15 protein-coding genes, 3 tRNA genes, 3 rRNA genes and 1 pseudogene are annotated in these 21,401 nt (G+C 60.7%); 5 read left to right on the forward strand and 17 right to left on the reverse strand.

The window, feature by feature from the left end; genetic code table 11:
• Positions 1-188, forward strand: a pseudogene (locus tag Q4543_RS11750) (IS3 family transposase); the annotation flags it as partial.
• 158 nt (positions 189-346) lie between these two features.
• Here the strand turns inward: Q4543_RS11750 and Q4543_RS11755 are convergent.
• From Q4543_RS11755 to clpB, 11 genes are all read right to left on the reverse strand, one after another.
• A tRNA-Met gene (locus Q4543_RS11755) sits at positions 347-423 on the reverse strand.
• Positions 424-498: 75 nt separating this feature from the next.
• Positions 499-613, reverse strand: a 5S ribosomal RNA gene (rrf, locus tag Q4543_RS11760).
• Positions 614-805: 192 nt separating this feature from the next.
• A 23S ribosomal RNA gene (locus Q4543_RS11765) occupies positions 806-3,657 on the reverse strand.
• A gap of 404 nt (positions 3,658-4,061) precedes the next feature.
• Positions 4,062-4,137, reverse strand: a tRNA-Ala gene (locus Q4543_RS11770).
• A gap of 134 nt (positions 4,138-4,271) precedes the next feature.
• Positions 4,272-4,348: transfer RNA gene (locus Q4543_RS11775), tRNA-Ile, on the reverse strand.
• Positions 4,349-4,485: 137 nt separating this feature from the next.
• Positions 4,486-5,947: ribosomal RNA gene (locus Q4543_RS11780) — 16S ribosomal RNA — on the reverse strand.
• Together the 16S, 23S and 5S rRNA genes with 3 tRNA genes alongside form the textbook arrangement of a ribosomal RNA operon.
• Positions 5,948-6,665: 718 nt before the next feature.
• A complete protein-coding gene (locus Q4543_RS11785; protein ID WP_303438513.1) occupies positions 6,666-7,106 on the reverse strand; it encodes a DUF302 domain-containing protein in 441 nt (146 codons plus the stop codon).
• Positions 7,107-7,114: 8 nt separating this feature from the next.
• Positions 7,115-7,729 carry a protein-methionine-sulfoxide reductase heme-binding subunit MsrQ gene (msrQ, locus tag Q4543_RS11790; RefSeq protein ID WP_303438515.1) on the reverse strand — a complete coding sequence of 205 codons (615 nt, stop codon included), beginning with the start codon at positions 7,727-7,729 and terminating at the stop codon, positions 7,115-7,117.
• A complete protein-coding gene (gene msrP, locus Q4543_RS11795) occupies positions 7,729-8,628 on the reverse strand; it encodes a protein-methionine-sulfoxide reductase catalytic subunit MsrP (protein WP_216002159.1) in 900 nt (299 codons plus the stop codon). Before msrP ends, msrQ begins: the two co-directional genes overlap by 1 nt.
• 81 nt (positions 8,629-8,709) lie before the next feature.
• On the reverse strand, positions 8,710-10,212 hold the full coding sequence (locus tag Q4543_RS11800; protein ID WP_303438518.1) for an FMN-binding glutamate synthase family protein: 1,503 nt from the start codon (positions 10,210-10,212) through the stop codon (positions 8,710-8,712).
• A 262-nt stretch (positions 10,213-10,474) separates the two neighbouring features.
• Positions 10,475-13,087, reverse strand: coding sequence for an ATP-dependent chaperone ClpB (clpB, locus tag Q4543_RS11805; protein ID WP_303438520.1), 2,613 nt, complete (start codon positions 13,085-13,087; stop codon positions 10,475-10,477).
• Positions 13,088-13,293: 206 nt separating this feature from the next.
• Between clpB and Q4543_RS11810 the strand changes: the two genes are divergently transcribed.
• Together Q4543_RS11810 and pyrF are read left to right on the forward strand one after the other, a co-directional pair.
• Complete coding sequence (locus tag Q4543_RS11810) at positions 13,294-13,563, forward strand: hypothetical protein (RefSeq protein ID WP_216002156.1); 270 nt, start codon at positions 13,294-13,296, stop codon at positions 13,561-13,563.
• Between the two features lie 112 nt (positions 13,564-13,675).
• Positions 13,676-14,404 carry an orotidine-5'-phosphate decarboxylase gene (pyrF, locus tag Q4543_RS11815; protein ID WP_303438524.1) on the forward strand — a complete coding sequence of 243 codons (729 nt, stop codon included), beginning with the start codon at positions 13,676-13,678 and terminating at the stop codon, positions 14,402-14,404.
• On the opposite strand, the gene Q4543_RS11820 is transcribed toward pyrF, so the two are convergent.
• Both Q4543_RS11820 and Q4543_RS11825 read right to left on the reverse strand, forming a co-directional pair.
• Positions 14,405-14,668, reverse strand: coding sequence for an NfeD family protein (locus Q4543_RS11820; RefSeq protein ID WP_303438526.1), 264 nt, complete (start codon positions 14,666-14,668; stop codon positions 14,405-14,407).
• The gene (locus Q4543_RS11825) at positions 14,665-15,561 is read right to left on the reverse strand and encodes an SPFH domain-containing protein (RefSeq protein WP_216002153.1); all 897 of its coding nucleotides are present in this window, start codon (positions 15,559-15,561) and stop codon (positions 14,665-14,667) included. The genes Q4543_RS11820 and Q4543_RS11825 overlap by 4 nt, the downstream gene beginning before the upstream one ends.
• A gap of 120 nt (positions 15,562-15,681) precedes the next feature.
• On the opposite strand from Q4543_RS11825, the gene Q4543_RS11830 reads away from it, so the two are divergent.
• Positions 15,682-15,993 (forward strand): hypothetical protein, encoded by a 312-nt coding sequence (locus Q4543_RS11830; RefSeq protein WP_303438529.1) that lies wholly within the window; start codon positions 15,682-15,684, stop codon positions 15,991-15,993.
• On the opposite strand, the gene Q4543_RS11835 is transcribed toward Q4543_RS11830, so the two are convergent.
• Entirely contained in the window at positions 15,990-16,379 is a 390-nt protein-coding gene (locus tag Q4543_RS11835; RefSeq protein ID WP_216002151.1) for an NUDIX hydrolase, read from the reverse strand. The two genes, Q4543_RS11830 and Q4543_RS11835, sit on opposite strands and share 4 nt — an antisense overlap.
• A 67-nt stretch (positions 16,380-16,446) precedes the next feature.
• On the opposite strand from Q4543_RS11835, the gene Q4543_RS11840 reads away from it, so the two are divergent.
• Positions 16,447-17,700 carry a DNA polymerase IV gene (locus Q4543_RS11840; protein ID WP_303438532.1) on the forward strand — a complete coding sequence of 418 codons (1,254 nt, stop codon included), beginning with the start codon at positions 16,447-16,449 and terminating at the stop codon, positions 17,698-17,700.
• Positions 17,701-17,736: 36 nt separating this feature from the next.
• Here the strand turns inward: Q4543_RS11840 and Q4543_RS11845 are convergent, their stop codons facing one another.
• From Q4543_RS11845 to mutL, 3 genes are all read right to left on the reverse strand, one after another.
• On the reverse strand, positions 17,737-18,066 hold the full coding sequence (locus tag Q4543_RS11845) for a DUF3775 domain-containing protein (protein ID WP_216002149.1): 330 nt from the start codon (positions 18,064-18,066) through the stop codon (positions 17,737-17,739).
• A 157-nt stretch (positions 18,067-18,223) separates the two neighbouring features.
• Positions 18,224-19,342, reverse strand: coding sequence for a DNA recombination protein RmuC (locus Q4543_RS11850; protein ID WP_303438535.1), 1,119 nt, complete (start codon positions 19,340-19,342; stop codon positions 18,224-18,226).
• Entirely contained in the window at positions 19,342-21,177 is a 1,836-nt protein-coding gene (mutL, locus tag Q4543_RS11855; protein WP_303438537.1) for a DNA mismatch repair endonuclease MutL, read from the reverse strand. The genes Q4543_RS11850 and mutL overlap by 1 nt, the downstream gene beginning before the upstream one ends.
• Positions 21,178-21,401 lie beyond the last annotated feature (224 nt).

Consider the following 21,401-nt stretch of genomic DNA (forward strand, 5'->3'; position numbering starts at 1 on the left):
CCGCCGACTTCAACGAAACACGCCCGCATTCGGCGCTTGGCTATGAGACACCAAAGGAATTCGCCGAACACCTCACCACCGCAATCGCCCACCCCGCCGCGCGAGATGAAAGCTCCGCGCGTCGGGCGATTGCTCAACCCGCGCCGATTGGCGTAAACACCAACCGGGCTCAAATCGCGGCTGGATGAAAGGTCAGTGGCAGGTCACTTGATCCCAGGCGCCCAGACGCCCAGGCGGACCAAGGCCATCGTCTTGAGCTGATTAGCGAACTTGCGGGGATTTTGGCGATGAGTTTTCCACAACCGACAAAACCCGCGTGTATTGCACAGGTTTTTTCTGGAAATGTTGGTTGCGGGAGTAGGATTTGAACCTACGACCTTCAGGTTATGAGCCTGACGAGCTACCGGGCTGCTCCATCCCGCGACGCTTATGCTACATGATTTTTGATGCAGCGTATTGTCGCTGAGATCGTTTAGAGAGAAGTGTGGTTCTTACTAGGTTTGGCGGTGACCTACTCTCCCACGTCTTGAGACGCAGTACCATCGGCGCAACGGCACTTAACGGCCGGGTTCGGAATGGGACCGGGTGTTTTGCTCGCGCTGTGACCACCAAACCGAGAAAGAACCACAATGACGCGCCGCAGGCGCGGCAGGTGGGGTGTAGCGTTTCGGCATAGCCGACAACGCGGGCCCCACACCCATCCAATCCTGGTGCGTCATGTGCAAATCAACATTGTTGTCCGAAGAGTACTCTATTTGGTGTGTATGCTTCCGGATCGAGTAAAAGAACCTGTCTTTTACTGGATCGGATCAAGCCTATCGGGCCATTAGTACCGGTCAACTGAATGCATTGCTGCACTTACATCTCCGGCCTATCGACGTGGTGGTCTACCACGGCCCTCAGGGATACCTTGTTTTGAGGGGGGCTTCCCGCTTAGATGCCTTCAGCGGTTATCCTGTCCGATCATAGCTACCCAGCACTGCCATTGGCATGACAACTGGTCCACCAGTGGATCGTTCACCCCGGTCCTCTCGTACTAGGGGCAACTCCTCTCAAGTATCCTACACCCACGGCAGATAGGGACCGAACTGTCTCACGACGTTCTAAACCCAGCTCACGTACCTCTTTAAATGGCGAACAGCCATACCCTTGGGACCTGCTCCAGCCCCAGGATGAGATGAGCCGACATCGAGGTGCCAAACACTGCCGTCGATATGGACTCTTGGGCAGTATCAGCCTGTTATCCCCGGCGTACCTTTTATCCGTTGAGCGATGGCCCTCCCACTTGGGACCACCGGATCACTATGGCCGACTTTCGTCTCTGCTCGACTTGTCAGTCTTGCAGTCAGGCTGGCTTTTGCCATTGCACTCAACGAGCGATTTCCGACCGCTCTGAGCCAACCTTCGCGCGCCTCCGTTACGCTTTAGGAGGCGACCGCCCCAGTCAAACTACCCGCCACGCAGGGTCCCGGATCCGGATAACGGACCGCGGTTAGACATCAAGAGTGCGAAGGGTGGTATCTCATCTGTTGGCTCCACAAGAACTGGCGTTCCTGCTTCAAAGCCTACCACCTATCCTGCACATCACAATCCTGATGCCAGTGCGAAGCTGTAGTAAAGGTGCACGGGGTCTTTCCGTCTAACCGCGGGAAGCCTGCATCTTGACAGGCAATTCAATTTCGCTGAGTCGATGTTGGAGACAGCGGGGAAGTCGTTACGCCATTCGTGCAGGTCGGAACTTACCCGACAAGGAATTTCGCTACCTTAGGACCGTTATAGTTACGGCCGCCGTTTACCTGGGCTTCAATTCAGAGCTCTCACCCCTCCTTTTAACCTTCAGGCACCGGGCAGGCGTCAGACCCTATACGTCGTCTTGCGACTTCGCAGAGCCCTGTGTTTTTAGTAAACAGTCGCCACCCCCTGGTTTGTGCCCCCAGCCCCTAGTTGCCTAGGAACCGGGCCTCCTTCTCGCGAACTTACGGAGGTATTTTGCCGAGTTCCTTCAACATCGTTCTCTCAAGCGCCTTGGTATGCTCTACCAGTCCACCTGTGTCGGTTTAGGGTACGGTCCTAAAGTGGGGCTATTTCCAGGAACCCGTTGGCTGCCCTTCCAATCCGATAAGGAAGAACAACGTTTCAGATCCGTCACCACCACATGGCCCAGGAATATTAACCTGGTTCCCATCGACTACGCCTTTCGGCCTCGCCTTAGGGGCCGGCTTACCCTGCTCAGATTAGCTTTAAGCAGGAACCCTTGGACTTTCGGCGAGAGTGTCTCTCACACTCTTTGTCGCTACTCATGTCATCATTCTCGCTAGTGATCTCTCCACCGGATCCCTCACAGGCCGGCTTCACAGAAAAACCTCGATCCGTCATTACATCCCGAAAGATGCAAATACGGATGAGGTCTATGTCACACTACGCTCCGCTACCATGCCTTACGGCATCCTAAGCTTCGGCTCATGGCTTGAGCCCCGTTACATCTTCGCCGCAGGACAACTTAATTAGACCAGTGAGCTGTTACGCTATCTTTAAAGGATGGCTGCTTCTAAGCCAACCTCCTGGTTGTTTTGGTCGTCCCACCTGCTTTCCCACTTAGCCATGAATTAGGGGCCTTAGCTGTAGGTCAGGGTTGTTTCCCTCTTCACGACGGACGTTAGCATCCGCCGTGTGTCTGCCATCTAGTACTCCCGGGTATTCGGAGTTTGGTTAGGATCAGTAAGCCTGTGGGGCCCCATTACCCATCCAGTGCTCTACCCCCCGGGGTATTCGGATGACGCTCTACCTAAATAGATTTCGCGGAGAACCAGCTATCTCCGAGTTTGATTGGCCTTTCACCCCTAGGCACAACTCATCCCGACCTTTTTCAACAGGTGTGGGTTCGGACCTCCAGTAAGTGTTACCTTACCTTCATCCTGGTCATGCCTAGATCACTCGGTTTCGGGTCTGATCCATCTAACTCAACGCCCTATTAAGACTCGCTTTCGCTGCGCCTACACCTAACGGCTTAAGCTTGCTAGATAGACCAAGTCGATGACCCATTATACAAAAGGTACGCCGTCAGATCGTAAAGATCCTCCGACTGATTGTAGGCGTTCGGTTTCAGGTACTGTTTCACTCCCCTCGTCGGGGTGCTTTTCACCTTTCCCTCACGGTACTGGTTCACTATCGGTCAGCAAGGAGTACTTAGCCTTCGAGGGTGGTCCCCCGATCTTCAGACAGGATTTCACGTGTCCCGCCCTACTTAATACGTCCTATCAAGCTTCATATACGGGACTGTCACCCACTATGGTTGGCCATTCCAGACCATTCTATTCACTCTCAAGGCTCGGCTGGTCCCCGTTCGCTCGCCGCTACTAGGGGAGTATCATATTGATTTCCTTTCCTCCGGGTACTTAGATGTTTCAGTTCCCCGGGTTTGCTCTTCAAACCCTATGTATTCAGGTAAGAAGTACCTGTTTAAACCCGCTGTAAGCCACCTCCGTCGAACGATGTTCGACGATGGTAATTACAACGAGTTTTCAGGTGGGTTGCCCCATTCGGAAATTCCTGGATCAAAGCTTATTCTCAGCTCCCCAGGACTTATCGCAGAGTATCACGTCCTTCATCGCCTCTTGCTGCCAAGGCATTCACCAAACGCCCTTCTCGCGCTTGATCCGATCCAGTAAGAGACAGGTTCGAACCTGTCGTGCCAGCGTCTGGTTCGACCGCTGGCGCCTATACTGGATCGAAAGCATACTTTCCCGTCCACGCCTGAGCGCGGACATTGTCATTCAATCCGTGCGAACTGAATGACCGGTTAGTGTACTTTACTTGGACAACGATTGCTCGTTTCAGCAGGGATATGACTTTCCAGCCGGCTAGACCGGAGCGCCACCTCTCCACATGGGAGACCTGCAGAGGTTCGCCCGCTACTTCGGGGAACCAAGCAATGTTGATTTGTTTCTCTCTATACGATGTCAATGCGTCCGATTGGACGGATAAACACTTGATAGTGCTTATCGATCTAATCGAAGCCATGTCCGGTACACGAAGACAGCCATCTCCTTGCGGCGATGAAGTGGTGGAGCCTAGGAGGATCGAACTCCTGACCTCCTGAATGCAAATCAGGCGCTCTCCCAGCTGAGCTAAGGCCCCATTTTGCTCCGCAAAATGGGAGTGCGCGGCAGGGCATTGCAACCGCAATGTCCCGGGAGCGTCACCCGCTGCCATTCTGGGTGCTGTCTGATCCAGGCTGCCTGAAGGCGATCACCAGCGCCCCAAAGGGGGGTTGGTGGGTCGAGGAGGACTTGAACCTCCGACCTCACGCTTATCAGGCGTGCGCTCTAACCACCTGAGCTACCGACCCAAGTTAACGAGCGGCAGCCCGTTTCGTGTTCTGAAGAGATATGAGGACGACCCCGGTTCGTTTTTTGGCAGCTTTGATTGCTGCCATGCTAAGTGATTGACGTGAATGGCAAGCCATCCAGCTACAATCATCCTTAGAAAGGAGGTGATCCAGCCGCAGGTTCCCCTACGGCTACCTTGTTACGACTTCACCCCAGTCGCTGAGCTCACCGTGGTCCGCTGCCCCCATTGCTGGTTGGCGCACGGCCTTCGGGTAAACCCAACTCCCATGGTGTGACGGGCGGTGTGTACAAGGCCCGGGAACGTATTCACCGCGTCATGCTGTTACGCGATTACTAGCGATTCCGACTTCATGGGGTCGAGTTGCAGACCCCAATCCGAACTGAGACATCTTTTAGGGATTAACCCATTGTTGATGCCATTGTAGCACGTGTGTAGCCCAACCCGTAAGGGCCATGAGGACTTGACGTCATCCACACCTTCCTCCCGCTTATCACGGGCAGTTTCCCTAGAGTGCCCAGCCGAACTGCTGGCAACTAAGGATGTGGGTTGCGCTCGTTGCCGGACTTAACCGAACATCTCACGACACGAGCTGACGACAGCCATGCAGCACCTGTCACTCGGTCTCTTACGAGAAAGCTGGATCTCTCCAGCGGTCCGAGGATGTCAAGGGTTGGTAAGGTTCTGCGCGTTGCTTCGAATTAAACCACATGCTCCACCGCTTGTGCGGGCCCCCGTCAATTCCTTTGAGTTTTAATCTTGCGACCGTACTCCCCAGGCGGAATGCTTAATCCGTTAGGTGTGACACCAACAAGCATGCTTGCTGACGTCTGGCATTCATCGTTTACGGTGTGGACTACCAGGGTATCTAATCCTGTTTGCTCCCCACACTTTCGCACCTCAGCGTCAGTATCGAGCCAGTGAGCCGCCTTCGCCACTGGTGTTCTTCCGAATATCTACGAATTTCACCTCTACACTCGGAGTTCCACTCACCTCTCTCGAACTCAAGACTGGGAGTTTTGAAGGCAGTTCCGAGGTTGAGCCCCGGGATTTCACCCCCAACTTTCCAATCCGCCTACGCGCGCTTTACGCCCAGTAATTCCGAACAACGCTAACCCCCTCCGTATTACCGCGGCTGCTGGCACGGAGTTAGCCGGGGTTTCTTTACTGGGTACAGTCATTATCTTCCCCAGCGAAAGAGCTTTACGACCCTAAGGCCTTCATCACTCACGCGGCATGGCTAGATCAGGCTTGCGCCCATTGTCTAAGATTCCCCACTGCTGCCTCCCGTAGGAGTCTGGGCCGTGTCTCAGTCCCAGTGTGGCTGATCATCCTCTCAAACCAGCTATGGATCGTAGGCTTGGTAGGCCTTTACCCCACCAACTACCTAATCCAACGCGGGCTAATCCTTCTGCGATAAATCTTTCCCCCAAAGGGCGTATACGGTATTACTCTCAGTTTCCCGAGGCTATTCCGTACAGAAGGGCATATTCCCACGCGTTACTCACCCGTCCGCCGCTCACCCGAAGGTGCGCTCGACTTGCATGTGTTAGGCCTGCCGCCAGCGTTCGTTCTGAGCCAGGATCAAACTCTCAAGTTGAAAAGTTCCGAAGAACTTATCCTTGACGTTCGAACCTCTGCACATCTTCAACAGGACCCGGCTAAGGAATTCCTGTCGAACATTTCTTCTGTTTGTCTGTGCTTCAGGTTTCATCAGAAACCGAAAGCCGTACAAACAGTGAAGCTGACACTCCATCATCGGATCACCCAACCAGACCACAAGGGCCCGACCAAACTCTCCTAAGAGCGCGATATACAGAAGACTGATCCATCGAATGAACCAAAGTCGCCCGCATATCTCTTCAGATACCATCAATGTCAAAGAGCGTGAGAGACAAAAACCAGACCGTGCGCCCTTCTCAAGGCGCGCCGCCCGTCAATACCTCTCGATAGTCCGTTCCGCCGTCCAAACCGTCCAGACCTCAGCAGCTCCGCCACCTCGTCCCGTCCGCCTCGTCCAGCGCCCCGACCTGCGCCTCAGCGCCGCCGGTGAAGGGGCTTTTACGGTTACACCAACATACCCGCAAGCAGAAATTTCGGAATTCGGCATCTTTTCCCGAATTCAGACTCTATCTGATTGATATAATTTCATTACTTTAGCTCAAAAACCTGCACTCACCCGCGCCCCCCCGCTCAACAAACCGACCGATCCGGCACATCTCAGCGGTCTGCACAGGGTTATCCACAGACACGCCCGACTCTAAAAGGGCGAGACCATCGGCAATCGCCCTTTTCTGGTCGTCCGGATCGGGGCAGCCCTATTCCGCGGCGACGCTGGTCAGTTTGTTCAGGGCGCCTGCCATGGGATTCGTCACGGCCTCGGGCAAAGCCGTGCCCGACAGATCCGCCAGCCGCGCGGCCGGTGCCTCATAAGACAGGTGGACCGCGCCCTCGCTGTCCTCGTAGACCAGAACATGCAGTGGCAGCGCCAGACCAAGGGTCCGATCCGCCAGCATCGCGGGCGTTCCGACCTTGGGGTTGCCAAAGATCACCAACTGCGACGCTCCGATATCTTCACCTATCTTCTGGGCCCCTGCCCCGTGATCGACACGCGCGAACACCGTGGCGCCCGCGTTTTCGATTGCGGTGACCAGGGCCTCGGTTGCCTCGGGCACCGATTTTTCAGTCGGCACCGACACGACCTCTGCGGTGGCGGCTGTCGAAAGCAGGGTCAGCGCGACCAGAGCTTGCTTGAACATGATGTCTCCTATCCCGATGCGCGCAGGAACGGCACGCGTTGAAGGGGCAGTCGCAGTCCCAAAAGCACCACGATGATCCCCATGTAGATCAAAGGCTCGATCTGAAAGCCTTTCACCAGCATGACAAAGTGCAGCGCCCCAAGAAGCGCCGCCCCATAGGCAAGGCGATGCAGCTTGTGCCACCTCTTGCCCCCCAACTTGCGGATCGACAGGTTGTTCGACGTGACCGCCAGCGGAAACAGCAGCGCAAACGCGCCCATGCCCACAGTGATATAGGGGCGTTTCAGGATATCGGCCCAGATTTGCGACGCGATCCCGACATCCAGCACCAGCCAGACCAAAAGATGCAGCACGACGTAAAAGAAGGCGATCAGCCCGATGGCGCGACGATAGCGCATCAGGTTCACCCCGGCAAAGCGGCGCAACGGCGTGATGCACAACCCAGCGATCAGCATCTTCAGCGCCAATTGCCCCAGCTCGTGTTCCAGCGCACTGATGGGTTCGACCCCAAGACCGCCGGTCAGCCCCTGATACAGGAACCACGCCGGCGGCAGCACCGAAATCACATACAACGGCCACGCCGGAATGCGTCGCGTGGCCGCGTTGATCCGGTCGGCAATCATCAGTGATTCACCGTCAGGTCCATACCTTCGTACAACGAGGCAACCTCGTCATAGCCGTTGAACATCAGTGTGTCCTTGCGCTTGGCAAACAGGCCCCCGCCGATGCCGCGCTCGGTGGCCTGTGACCAGCGCGGATGATCGACCTGCGGATTGACGTTGGAGTAAAAACCGTACTCGTTGGGGTTGGCCTTGTTCCACGAGGTCGGCGGCTGCGTGTCGGTCAGTGTGATCCGCACGATGGACTTGATCGACTTGTAGCCATATTTCCACGGCACCACGAGCCGCAGCGGTGCGCCGTTCTGGCGGGGAATGTCGCGGCCATAGATGCCCGTCGCCATGATGGTCAGCGGGTGCATCGCCTCGTCCAGCCGCAGACCTTCGACATAGGGCCAGTCGAGCACGTTATAACGCACCCCCGGCATCTCGTCCGGGCGCAGCACGGTTTCGAAGGCGACGTATTTCGCACCGGATTTCACCCCCGCCATAGTCAGCAGGTCTGCCAGTTCGAACCCTGTCCACGGCACCACCATCGACCATGCCTCGACACAGCGGAAACGGTAGATGCGTTCTTCGAGAGTCATCTTCGACAGGATGTCATCAAAGCCATACTCGCCGGGCTTGTCCACCATGCCGTCGATCTTCACCGACCATGGCGAGATCGTCAGATCCCCGGCGTAACGCGCGGGGTCATCCTTGCCGGTGCCGAATTCATAGTAATTGTTGTAGCTGGTGATCTCTTCGTAGCTGTTCGGCTCCAGCCCCTCGGCGGCGCCTGCGCGGCCCGCAAGCCCTGCAACGGCCATGCCGCCAAGCCCGGCCATGATCTGGCGCCGGTTCAGCCAGAGCCGCTCTTCGGTGACGTCATTCCGTGTCAGAGTGTTGGTCCAGCGATGCGCCATGATGTCTTCCGTCCGTTATCCATTCCCTGTCATATACGGGAGCGTGGGTTATTTTGTTTCACCAAGCAAAGCACAGGGCGCTCACAAAGCGGTGTTCTCGGGGGCAGGCTGATAGCTTGGGCGGATCTTGTTGAACGGGATCGAGCTGCCGTCTGCCTGAACAATCCGCACATGACGGCGCCGCATCTGGCGCGGTTCGGACACGCCGACCGAATGGGCGATGGTCTCGACCTCCTTGATCACCGCGCGCGCGTAATTGGCGACCTTGAGGTACTTGTCTTCGACCACCAGTCCCTTTTGCAGGCGCGGGTCATGGGTGGTGATGCCGGTCGGACAGGTGTTGCGGTTGCATTTCAGCGCCTGAATGCAGCCCATCGAGAACATGAAGCCCCGCGCCGAAGTCACGAAATCCGCGCCAAGGCAGATTGCCCAGGCCACATCCGCCGGGTTCACCAGCTTCGCAGAGGCGATGATGCGGATGCGATCCTTGAGCCCGTAGCGATCGCGCAGATCGACAATGCGGGGCAGCGATTCCCGGATCGGCATGCCGACAAGGTCGATCAGCGGCATGGGGGCCGCGCCGGTGCCGCCTTCGCCGCCGTCGATGGCGATGAAATCGGGGGCGCTTTCGGGGCCACGTTCTACGATCTTGCGGAACAGCTCTTCCCACGCATCGGACGAGCCGATCACCGTCTTGAAGCCCACCGGCTTGCCCGAAACCTCGCGGATGTGGTGAATCATGTCGAGCAGATCGTCGAAATCGTCGATCTCGGGGTGACGGTTGGGGGAAATCCCCGCCTGCCCGACCTTGAGGCCCCGAATCTGCGCCACCTCTTCATTGACCTTCTCGCCCGGAAGGATGCCGCCCTTGCCGGGCTTGGCCCCCTGCGCCAGCTTCAGCTCGAACATCTTGATGTTGGGGTTCTTCGACACCTCGCGCAGCTTGTCGTCGGATATGGCGCCATGCTCATCGCGCAGGCCGAATTTCGCGGTGCCGATCTGGAACACCAGATCGCAAGCTGCGGTCTCATGGTAGGGCGCAAGGCCACCCTCGCCGGTGTTGAGCCAGATGCCCGCTTCATACGCGCCCCGGCTCAGCGCCTGAACCGCAGGTTTCGAGATCGCACCATAGCTCATCCCCGAGATGTTGAAGATCGACTTCGCCAGATAGGGTTCGCGCGCGTGCGGGCCGATGATCATCGGTTCGGTCATGGCAAACTGATCGTCGATCGGCGGAAACACCGCGTTGGCAAAGATCGGCGTGCCGGGGATGTTCAGGTTGCGGGTCGAGCCGAAGGCAACGGTGTTATCCTTGCCCTTGGTGGCGTGATAGACCCAGTCGCGCTGCGCCCGGTTGAACGGCATCTCTTCGCGGTCCATCGCAAAGAAATACTGCCGGAAGAACTCGCCCATCTTGGTGAAGAGACCGCGAAAGCGCCCGATCACCGGATAGTTGCGCCGGATTGCATCCCCCGACTGAAGCGTGTCGACGATGTAAAACACCACGGCGACAAGCACCGCGAGTCCGATCAATGCCACGAACAGCAGGGCCAGCACATTCAAAGCATACATCGCAGCGCCCATGGGTCACCTCCTCAAATTTTCATTCACATCCTTCGGACCGGGCACGTCGCCCACCGTAAGGGATGGGTGTGACAGTGACCGCCCTTGCCGCGAACGGCAAGCTTCGCAGAAGCGGGCAGGAAGAGAGAATGACCTTCGGGCCGTTTGCCTGCCTGTGATGGGCGCAGCGGCGGCGCTGGTGGCCTCGAGGCAAGCCGGGAGAACATGCGAAACGCCCGGCCCCCTGTGAGAGGGCCGGGCGCTCAGCGTCTTGCAGTGGCGATCAGTGAACGACCGCGTCATCCGGTCTGGGCCGATTGCTGGCACCAAGCTTTTCGCCGATGATCAAGCCCTCGGTCCCGGCGGTTACCGGTATGGTGTCACCATCGCGGATGTCGCCGCCCAGCAGCATCTCGGCCAGCGGGTCCTGAAGCGCCCGCTGGATCACCCGCTTGAGCGGGCGCGCCCCGAACACCGGATCATAGCCCTCGCCGGCAAGCCATGCCTTGGCGCCCTCGTCGAGGGACAGCGTGACCTTGCGCGCCGCCAGACGTTTCAGCAGGCGGGCCAGCTGAATGTCGACGATACCGCCCATATCCTGCCGCTTGAGACGGTCGAAGATGATCGTCTCGTCGAGCCGGTTGAGGAATTCGGGCCGGAAATGCGCCCGCACCGCATCCATCACATCGTGCTTTGCAACCGAACTGTCGGCCTCTTCGGGAAGCTGGCTCAGTGCCTGCGATCCAAGGTTCGACGTCAGGATGATCAGCGTCTGCTTGAAATCCACGGTGCGGCCCTGACCATCGGTCAGCACGCCATCATCGAGCACCTGAAGCAAGACGTTGAAGACGTCCGGATGGGCCTTTTCGACCTCGTCGAACAGTACCACCTGATAGGGTCTGCGCCGCACGGCTTCGGTCAGCACACCGCCCTCGTCATAACCAACATAGCCCGGAGGCGCGCCGATCAGCCGCGACACGGCGTGCTTTTCCATGAACTCCGACATGTCGATGCGCACCATGGCGTTGTCATCGTCGAACAGGAACTCGGCCACCGCCTTGGTCAGCTCGGTCTTGCCGACCCCGGTCGGCCCGAGGAACAGGAAGCTGCCCAAGGGGCGGTTCTCGTCGTTGAGCCCGGCGCGTGCCCGGCGCACGGCATTGGCCACTGCCCGCACCGCCAGCGACTGGCCGACCACCCGCTTGTGCAGGGCGGCTTCCATGCGCAACAGCTTCTCGCGGTCGCCTTCCAGCATCTTGCTGGTCGGAATGCCCGTCCAGCGCTCGACCACCTCGGCGATCTGCTCGGGGCGCACGGCTTCTTCGACCAGAACATCCCCTTCGGTTTCCGCCTCGGCCAGCTTGCGCTCGGTCTCGGGGATCTTGCTGTATTGCAGCTCGCCCGCCCGCGCGAAGTTGCCTTCGCGCTTGGCGATCTCAAGCTCGGCCCGCATCTTGTCGAGCTGTTCCTTCAGATCGCGGGACGAGGCCAGCTTGTCGCGCTCGGCCTGCCATTTCGCGGTCATCTCGGCAGAGCGCTCCTCGACCTCGGCCAGCTCGCGTTCAAGCGTTTCCAGACGATCCTTCGACGCCTGATCGTCTTCGAGCTTCAGCGCCTCGACCTCGATCTGCATCTGCAGGATTTGGCGGTCGATCTGGTCAAGCTCTTCGGGCTTACTATCGACCTCCATGCGCAGACGCGAGGCGGCCTCGTCCATCAGGTCGATGGCCTTGTCCGGCAGGAACCGGTCGGTGATGTAACGGTGCGACAGGGTCGCCGCCGCCACCAGCGCGCTGTCGGAAATCCGCACACCATGGTGCAGCTCGTATTTGTCCTTGATGCCGCGCAGGATCGAGATGGTGTCTTCGACCGTCGGCTCCTGCACCACAATGGGCTGGAACCGCCGGGCAAGCGCCGGGTCTTTTTCAACGTGCTTGCGGTATTCATCAAGCGTGGTCGCGCCGACACAATGCAGCTCGCCCCGTGCCAGCGCCGGTTTCAGCAGGTTGGAGGCATCCATTGCCCCGTCCGCCTTGCCCGCGCCAACCAGCGTGTGCATCTCGTCGATGAACAGAATGACCTCTCCGGAGGCGGCCTCGATTTCCTTGAGGATGGATTTCAGACGCTCCTCGAACTCGCCGCGATATTTCGCCCCCGCGATCAGCGACCCCATATCAAGCGCCAGCAAACGCTTGTTGCGCAGCGATTCAGGCACATCACCGCTGACGATGCGCAACGCGAGCCCCTCGGCGATGGCGGTTTTACCCACGCCGGGCTCGCCGATCAGGACCGGGTTGTTCTTGGTCCGCCGGCTGAGCACCTGCATCGAGCGGCGGATCTCGTCGTCGCGCCCGATAATCGGGTCGATCTTGCCCTGTTCGGCGGCTTCGGTCAGATCGCGGGCGTATTTCTTCAGCGCTTCATAGCCATCTTCGGCGCTGGCACTGTCGGCGGTGCGGCCCTTGCGCAGGTCGTTGATCGCCTCGTTCAGTTTCTGAGGGGTGACCTTCCCGGCCTCCAGCGCGTCCTTTGCACCGGATTTCTCGATGGCGAGCGCGGTCAGGATGCGCTCCACCGGCACGAAACTGTCGCCCGCCTTCTGGGCAATCTTCTCGGCCTCGCCAAGCACCTTGGCGGTGGCGGAATCAAGATAAGTCTGCCCGGCGTCGCCCGACACTTTGGGAAATTTCGCCAGCCTGGTTTCGAGCACCTGCGCAACGCGCGCCGCGTCACCGCCCGACCGGGTGATCAGGTTGGCAGCAAGCCCCTGATCGTCGTCCAGCAGGGCCTTGAGGATATGTTCGGGGGCAAGACGCTGATGGCCTTCCCGCATGGCGATGGTTTGTGCAGCCTGTATGAACCCACGCGACCGCTCCGTGAACTTGTCCAAGTTCATCGTGTCTCTCCTTCGTTCAAGCGCCCGTTTCAGGGTCGCCGCGCCCGGCAAGGCGGCACACGGCAGGATCGGGCCTCGCTAAGAAAGATGGGCGAAGCACCTGCGCGGTTCAAGATCCGTGATCACAAAATTTGACGGGAATGGTAGGGCGATATTTACCATTTCACGATCAGACTGAGCCTGCGCCTGATGCGGAGAGTGACGCCATGCATATACGTGAAATCGCGTTCGACGGCTTTGACGGGCCAGAGCCTGAAGGGATGAAGCCGGGCACCGTCTCGCTGATCTCTGCAAATGGCCGGATCGAGATTGCTCTGCTTGCCCCGCCCCGCATCTCGCCGTGGAAGGTCGCGCTGCGCCGCCGCATCCTCGCGCAGGCGATCGAAAAGGTGATGCGCATGCCGGAATACCGCGCCGGAGACGAAGAGCTGTCTTTCGACGATGGGCTTTTGTCGACCATCCGGTCCGAACCTTGAGCCAACGGCGGATTTTCCATGCCACGAACTTCCGGCATTCCCCGCACAACGCTTGACCTCCAAGGGTCATCGCCGCAAAGGAAGCGCATCCCATCCCAGACAGGAGCGCCCGATGACCAATGCCCCCGAAGACCGCCTGATCGTTGCGCTTGACGTCGCGAACGCGCTTGAGGCGATGCAACTGGCCGACGGCATTGGCGACGCCGTGTCGTTTTACAAGATCGGCCTCGGGATGCTGACCGGCGGCGGCCTGGCGGTTGCGAACGAGCTCAAGCAGGAACACGGCAAGCGCATCTTTCTGGACATGAAGCTGTTCGACATCGCGCAGACCGTCGAAAACGCTGTGCGTGGGCTTGCCCAGTTCGATCTCGATTTCCTGACCGTGCATGGCGATCCGCATGTGGTGCGCGCCGCCAAGGAAGGCGCCGCCGGCAAGGATCTGAAGATCCTCGCCGTGACCATCCTGACCTCGCTCGACCGCGCCGATCTTGACGACAGCCTGATCTGCGCGGGCGATGTGAAAGATCTGGTGGTCGAACGCGCCGCCAAGGCGTTCGAGGCCGGGGCTGACGGGGTCATCGCCTCTCCGAACGAAGCCGCGCTGATCCGCGCGCTGCCGCAAGCCGAAGGTCGCCTGATCGTCACCCCCGGCGTGCGCCCCGCAGGCAGTGCCGGCGATGACCAGAAGCGGATCGCGACCCCGGCCAGCGCGATTGCCGCCGGGGCGGATCATATCGTCGTCGGCCGCCCGGTCTGGCGCGCGTCCTCGCCCCGCGACGCCGCGCTGGCGATTCAGGCAGAGCTGCAATCGCCGCAGGCACAGCGCCCGAACCGGGGCTGATCAGTCCTCGTTGATGTCGTGATCCCACAGCTTGACCTGGCCCTTGCGCACGCCCACCAACTGGCGCAGGGCCACCCAAGCGAGCAGCGAGACCACCGCGAAGAACAGCACCAGCCAAGGCCAGCCCACCGCGTAGCCGATCAACAACCACAGCCCGACCGCCGCCGCTCCGATGGCAAAGCCGAGAAAGATGAACCCCGGCACCACCATTTCAAGCAGCAGCAACACCGCCCCTGCGGCCATCCAGACCCACCACAGCGTCATGGGCGACCCTTCAGCATGGTGAAGGCGTTGCGAAACGCCTCTAGCGCATCCGCAGGCACAAGGATGGTCTGCCGCCCCTCGCCCTTGGCCAGCGTCGCCAGCGCCTCGACCTGTTTGAGCGCAACCTGATATTGCGCCGCTTCCAGCCCGTTGCGCGAGATCGCCTCGGCCACGACCTGCGTTGCATAGGCTTCGGCCTCCGCCGAAATGCGCCGCGCCTTGGCGACCTGTTCGGCGGCGTATAGCTCTGCATCGGCCGACAGTTCTACAGCGCGTTTCTGGCCCTCGGCCTCGGTCACCTGCGCCCGGCGGGCACGCTCGGCGTTGAGCTGCTGCAACATCGCGTCCCGCGTCGCCTGATCGAGGTTTACGTCAAGAATCTCGGCCCGGGTAACTTCGATGCCCCAGTCATCGACCTGATCTTCGACACTGGTCTTGATGGTCGAAATCAGCGCGGCGCGGTTCGATTGCACCTCGTCCAGCTCCATCTTGCCGATCTCGGCGCGAACGATCCCCGCAACCGTTGTGGCGATGGCCGCGTCGACATCGCGGATCCGATAAACCGTCTTTTCCGGCTCGAGAATGCGGTAAAAGACCGAGGTCTCGACCTGCACAAGCACGTTATCCGCGGTGATCGCATCCTGGCTTGCAGTGGGCAGCTGCCGTTCAAGGATCGACACCTTATGCGCCACCCGGTCGAGAAACGGCACGATGAAATTGATGCCCGGCCCCAGCACCGCACGCAGCCGTCCAAACCGTTCGACCACATGTTTTTCCGACTGGGAAACGATGCGAACCCCAAGGAAGACGCACAGGATCAGCAGCCCGGCCAGCAGCAACGTCACGATGGTGCCACCTGACAAAAGCTCCAGCAGAATATCGTTCGTGTTCATGATCACCTTCCTTCACGGACCGATCACAGTATGCCCGGATGTCAAGGCCCCGGACAGGCCGCGCAGGAACCTTTCCACCGGCGCGGTGTTTTGGTCACGTAACAGGCAGGAGACAGGACGATGGCAAGCAGTCATCCTCACATCGGCAATCTGGTTTACAATGCGGCAGAAGCCCGGTTCGAGGCCTTGGTGACCTTTCACACCGACGAAGGCCGCATTCGCATTCCGTCAAGCAGCGATGCCCCGCTCGACGCATCGCCCGAGCATGTGCGCAAGCAGCTCATATCTGACGCGCTTATCGGGCGGTCCGATCCAGGCCGGGTGCGCTCGCGCGTGATGCCCCGCGCGCCCGAACCATCGTTGCGCAACAGTCGTGGCCGGACTCCACTGGCAGGCGCAATCGAGTGGCTGCGCAGACTGAACGCCGCCTAACGCGACGCCAGATAGCTTTCCAGCATCTGGCGGAAATGCGGTATGGCGTCTTGTCGCGACAGGTAGGTCGCGGGGGCCATAAGCTCCCAGCCCCGCCCCTCATTGCCGAACACGACACGACTCGCGGCATCACGGGGCAGATGCGCCGCGAAAAACCAGCTTGGACCATGCTGCTGGCGCCATGCCAGCGCGCTTTCCGGCAGGGTCAGGCCAGTTTCCTCGAAGGTTTCGCGCAGGGCGCATTCCTCGGGGCGCTCTGCGCCTTCACGCCCGCCACCGGGAAAATCGAGACAGTTCGGCCAGGGAATCCCCGCCTTGTCGTCGCGGCGGATCACCAGCAGATCATCGCCAAGAAACAGCATCAGTTTGGCACCGGCATAGCTCATGTCGTGGCGAAACCTCCGTTGATCCGCTATATTCGGAAGGTAAGCATTCCATCCGGAATTTCCACCCATGCCAACGCTCTGCAGAGACTGCCTGACCTGTTTCGATCACGGCACCCGCTGCCCCGCCTGCGGGCGCCCGCGACTCGTGAGCCATGACGAGCTGTGGGATCTGTCGATTGCGCATATGGATTGCGACGCGTTTTACGCCAGCATCGAAAAACGCGACAACCCGGATCTGGCCGACAAGCCGGTGATCATCGGCGGCGGGCGGCGCGGCGTGGTTTCGACCGCCTGCTACGTGGCGCGGATCCGGGGCGTGCGCTCGGCGATGCCGATGTTCAAAGCGCTGCAACTTTGCCCCGACGCGGTGATCGTGAAGCCGCGGATGCAGCTATACGCCGAGGTCTCGCGCCAGATCCGCGCCTTCATGGAAGAGTTGACCCCCGCCATCGAGCCGCTGTCGCTGGACGAGGCGTTTCTTGACCTGAGCGGCACCGCCCGGCTGCATGGCGCGCCGCCCGCGGTGGTGCTGGCAAGGCTGGTGCGGCGGATGAAGGCCGAACTGGGCATCACCGGCTCCATCGGGCTGTCGCATAACAAGTTCCTCGCCAAGATCGCTTCGGATCTCGACAAGCCGCACGGGTTCTCGGTGATCGGCAAGGCCGAGACGCAAGCGTTTTTGCGGCCAAGGCCGGTGCGGATGATCTGGGGCGTCGGGCAGGCCACGCAAGAGGCGCTCGACCGCGCCGGTATCCGCAGTTTCGAAGACCTGCTGCGCTGGGACAGGCAGGATCTGTCGGTGCGCTTTGGCAGCATGGGCGACCGGCTCTGGCACCTTGCACGCGGCGACGACCGGCGGCGCGTGACCCGAGACGCGGCGATCAAGTCGATCTCGAACGAAACCACCTTTCACGAAGATACCGCCGATGCGGATATCCTTGATGGCCATCTTTGGCGCATGTGCGAAAAGGTCTCTGACCGCGCCAAGGCCAAGGGTCTGGCTGGCCGGGTGGTGACGCTGAAGGTGAAGCGGGCGGATTTCAAACTGATCTCGCGGCGGCATGGGCTGGGCGACGCCACGCAGATGGCGGACAGGATCTATCGCACCGCGCGCGCCATGCTGGATCAGGTCGGCCCACGCGGCCCTTACCGGCTGATCGGCGCCGGGATCTCCGAGCTGGTTCCGGCGGATCAATCGGATCGGGTCGGCGATCTGCTTGACCCGAACGCGGCGCGCCGCGCCGAAGCAGAGCGCGCGACGGATGCCATTCGCGCCCGCTTTGGCGAGGACGCCATCATCAAGGGACGCGCGTTGAGATAGCCCGGCATGAACGGTATCAGCCTGTCACCGTCAGGCTCAGGCGCCTCTGCGCAGCAATTCGTCTTCTTCGTCCTGCGCATCGTAGCCGAGCGCCTCTAGCCCTGCTTCTAGGTGATCGGCCATGTGCGGCGTGCCGATCAGGTAGTTGGCTGTCGGGGTCGAGGCTTCGGACACGGCGGTCTCGTAGGCTTCGTCCCATTCTGCGGCATCGAAGGCGTCACGCCCGATCCACATGATGGCGACCAGAGCGGCCTGCTCTTCTTCGGTCATGTTCTCGATGACGCCGCGCAGTTCTCCTTCGCCGCGCTCCAACTCGCGGGCGAGCAGGATCACATGGGCGACCTTCCTGACGCTGATCTGTTCCATGGTGCCCGTCTCCTTAGTCCGGTCAAGCAGGTTGAGCCGATGTTGCGCCCAGCGTCCTTGATCCTGCGCAAGGTTACGACACGGCAGCGCATCTGGCAAAACAACTTGATCGCCGGGTGTGAAAGATCCCGTGACGGGAACAGGCCTGTGATCGCGATCAGCGGTGCAAGACGCGCGTTGCCTCTTCGCCTTCGGAAAAATCGAACGCATCGAGCCGCCGCGCCCGGTTCCCCGCCTTTTCCGCAGATATTCGAATTTCCGCCACATCCCGCGCCGCCTGCCCGAAATGCCGGTCAAGGTTGCCGACCCGCGTGCCAAGCCGGTCGACGTCGCTGGCCAGCAGCGCCAGTTCGCGGCGAATCGCACCGGCCTGTTCGCGCATCCGGGCATCCTTGAGCACCCCGCGCAGGGTGTTGAGCACCGCCATGCAGGTCGTCGGCGAAACGATCCAGACCCGCAGGGCAAAGCCTTCGCGCACCACCTCGGGGTGGTTGGCGTGCAATTCGGCGTAGACCGCTTCGGAGGGCAGGAACATCAGGGCGCTATCGGCAGTTTCGCCTTCGACGATGTAGCGGGACGCGATGTCGCGCAGATGCTTGCGCACCGACAGGCGGAACGCCTGCGCGGCGCGGGTCTTTTGCTCCCCCATATCGGCGCGCATCAGCGCCTCATAGGCCTCGAGCGGGAATTTCGCGTCGATAACGATCGGCCCCGGAGGCTGCGGCATATGGATCAGGCAATCGGCCCGCCGCCCGTTGCCCAGCGTCGCCTGAAGCGTGAAGGCATCGGGCGGCAGCGCCTTGCCAACGATATCGTTAAGCTGGATTTCCCCGAAGGCGCCGCGCGTCTGCTTGTTCGACAGGATGTCCTGAAGGGATAGAACGTCGCCCGACAGCCGCGAGATCTTGTCCTGCGCCTTGTCGATGATCTTGAGCCGTTCCTGCAATTCGCCCAGCGAATGTGCGGTACGCCGGGCACTGCCATGCAGGCTTTCGGACATGCGGCCCTGCACCTCGGCCAGCCGCTTTTCCATCAGCTCCATCATCGCGCCCTGCGACTGCAACTGCGCCTCGGTGACGTGATGAAGCCCACCGGCAAGGCGCTCCTGCCCCTCGCCAAGCGCCTCGACCCGGCGGGCCAGCTGCATCAGCGGGCCAGACAGCCGCGCGGCGCGGTTGGCGGCGCGGATCGACAGCACCATCGCCAGCAGGATCACCGCCAGCACCGCGCCCACCAACAGGCGCGGATCGTTTAGCAAGGTGGATGCATCGCCCATCATGTGCGCCCGAACAACCGCTCGATATCGGAAAGCTTGAGTTCGACATAAGTCGGCCGCCCGTGATTGCACTGGCCGGAATGGGGCGTTGCCTCCATCTCGCGCAGCAGGGCGTTCATTTCCTCGCCGCGCATCCGGCGGCCCGAGCGGATCGAGCCATGGCAGGCCACCCGCGACAGGATCGCCTCGATCTTTTCCTGAACCAGCTGCGAGGTGCCATAGTCGGACAGCTCGTCGAGGATATCGCCCAGCAACGCCTTGGAATTGACCTCGCCAAGGATCGCCGGGGTTTCGCGCACGCAGATCGCGGTGCCGCCAAAGGGCTCGATGCTCAGACCCATACGCGCCAGATCCTCGGCCACCGCCATCAGGCGATCCAGATCGTCGGCGGAAAATTCGACGATATCGGGAATCAGCAGCGCCTGCGCCGGAACACCGCGTTCGGCCATCTGAGTTTTCAGTTTCTCGTAGACCAGACGTTCATGCGCGGCGTGCTGATCGACGATGACGATACCGTCTTCAGTCTGTGCGATGATGTAATTCTCATGTACCTGCCCGCGGGCGGCGCCAAGCGGCAACGCCTCGGGGGTCTGATCCGGCTGTGGCTGGGTTTCTTCGACGCGGCCCGAGTAATCATGCGAGAATTCGGCAAAGCCCGCATCCGGCATCGGCGCCTGCGCGCGGTAGGCGCTGCTCAGCGCGCCCTGCGAAGGGCGGTCCATCTGATAGACGCGCGGCGCTTGTGGTTCGGGCCGCATCGCGCCCAGCGTTGCGCCCGCGACGGTGGTCGAGGCGCGGTGCCCGGCCTCGGCCAGCGCATGGCGCAGGCCCGAAACGATCAGCCCGCGCACCACGCCCGGCTCGCGAAAGCGCACCTCGGATTTGGCGGGGTGGACGTTGACGTCGACCAGATGCGGGTCGCAATCAACAAACAGCGCCACCGCCGGATGCCGCTCACGGCTGAGAAAATCCGCATAAGCCCCGCGCAACGCACCGTAGAGCAGCTTGTCCTGCACGGGCCGACCATTGACGAACAGATGCTGCGCCACCGAAGAGCCGCGCGAATAGGTCGGCAGCGCCGCAAGGCCGGTCAGGTGAAAGCCGTCGCGCTCGGCGTCGATGCTCAGCGCATTGTCGGTGAATTCGGCCCCCATGACCTGCGTCATCCGGGCGCGCAACGCGTCGAACAGATCGCCCGAGCAGGGGTCGGCGCGGAACGTCACCCGGTCCTTGCCCTCGGACACATCGCGCAGGGTGAAGCCAACCGACGGTTCGGCCATGGCAAGCCGGCGGATGACCTCGGAAATCGCCTGCATCTCGGCCCGGTCGCTGCGCAGGAACTTCAGCCGCGCCGGGGTGGCGTAGAACAGATCGCGCAGCGTCACCACGGTGCCACCATTCAGCGCGCAGGGCCGGATGCCCCCCGGCTTGCCGCCGGCGATGGCGATCTCGGCCCCCTCGGAGCCTTGGGCGCGGCTCTGGATGGTCAACCGCCCGACAGCGCCCAGCGAGGGCAGCGCCTCGCCCCGGAAACCAAAGCTGTGAATGTCGAGCAGGTCGCTGCCGTCGATCTTCGACGTGGCGTGGCGCGACAGGGCCAGCGGCAGGTCGTCAGCGGTCATGCCGCAGCCGTCATCGGTGACGCGGATCAGGGTCTTGCCGCCATCGGCGATCTCAATCGCAACGCGCCGTGCCCCGGCGTCGACGGCGTTTTCGACCAGCTCCTTGACCGCAGACGCAGGCCGTTCAACCACCTCGCCAGCCGCGATACGGTTGATCGCGGCCTCGTCAAGCTGTCGGATGGTTGGCCGGATATTGGGGGCATGGGTGTTCATCCCACAACACCTAGCAGGCTATCGGCGATTCTGGAACGGGGCGCGAACAAGGTTTGTCGAACTGTTCCACGTGGAACCAAAGTCTAGATTGCGACGTTATGAAAACAATCGCAAAGCTAAGACGCATCGTCAGCAACATCGTTTCGCGCCGCATCGTGGCGCATGGAGGACCATCAAATGCCCGTCACCCGTATCGCCTATGAAACCATCGTCTCGCTTTATGG

This window comes from Salipiger sp. 1_MG-2023 (assembly GCF_030547555.1).
Lineage (GTDB): Bacteria > Pseudomonadota > Alphaproteobacteria > Rhodobacterales > Rhodobacteraceae > Salipiger.